The sequence below is a fragment of the Mesorhizobium sp. M6A.T.Cr.TU.014.01.1.1 genome (assembly GCF_004022765.1).
Taxonomy (GTDB): domain Bacteria; phylum Pseudomonadota; class Alphaproteobacteria; order Rhizobiales; family Rhizobiaceae; genus Mesorhizobium; species Mesorhizobium mediterraneum.
Genome location: NZ_RZPG01000079.1, coordinates 1 through 755, shown reverse-complemented (window position 1 = coordinate 755; position 755 = coordinate 1). Strand labels below are relative to the sequence as shown.

Sequence of the window (755 nt, the reverse complement as noted above, 5' to 3'; positions counted from 1 at the left end):
GGTGATGTTCTTGAACTTCTCCACTACCTGTTCGCTAGATAACGGGTTAGCGACATCGCCAAGAGGATATCGTACGATCATTTCTTCCGGCCCGCTGCCCTGGTCTATGACAACGCGAGCAGGCGTTCCGGCTGGAAACGCCGAAGCGAAATCGGACGACGGCTCGAGCTCAATACGCGCAGCTAAATCAAGCACGCGTGAATCAGTAAGATGCTCAAGTTGAACAGGCTGTAGAGCTTCCCGTCCGAATAAAGCCGCTAGTGCGCAACTAAAATAGAAACTGTATTGCCCTCCCTCCAAGGTGCTGGGGGCGCGCTCGTTCGCAAGGCGCATCGCTTGTGGGAAAGTTTCGATGCGCAGCCGCTGGATGTCCTGCCCGTCCCGCCGCATGGCAAGGATCGCATCGATAGCTGCGTGGATGTAGCGGCAGCACGCATATGGCTTAAGATAGCATTTTTGAACTTCCCACGACGACCCAAGATTGTTTGTCAGGAGAAGGCGGCTGAAACGATTATTATCTTCCAGAAGATCAAGAGGTCCGGTTGCGCCTGCTCGCGCGCGATATGCCGCAGTGACACCTGCAACGACGGCAGGGGGAATCCCCTCCTTCACTGTGTTGCCCACGAACTTGGCTGACGCAGTAGAGAATACGACCGGTCCTTCGGATCCGGCAATCGCCAACGCATGAGCGGTCTCTGTTGCACCCAAGCCTAGGAGACGGCAAGCTGCGGCCGCAGCTCCGTAGCCGACCCAGC

General features: G+C 56.7%; 1 protein-coding gene. It reads right to left on the bottom strand.

Going from position 1 to position 755, the window contains the following annotated elements; all coding sequences use genetic code 11:
- The coding region (locus tag EN885_RS33025) for an MmgE/PrpD family protein (protein ID WP_164897973.1) at positions 1 to 755 on the bottom strand (755 nt) is incomplete at both ends.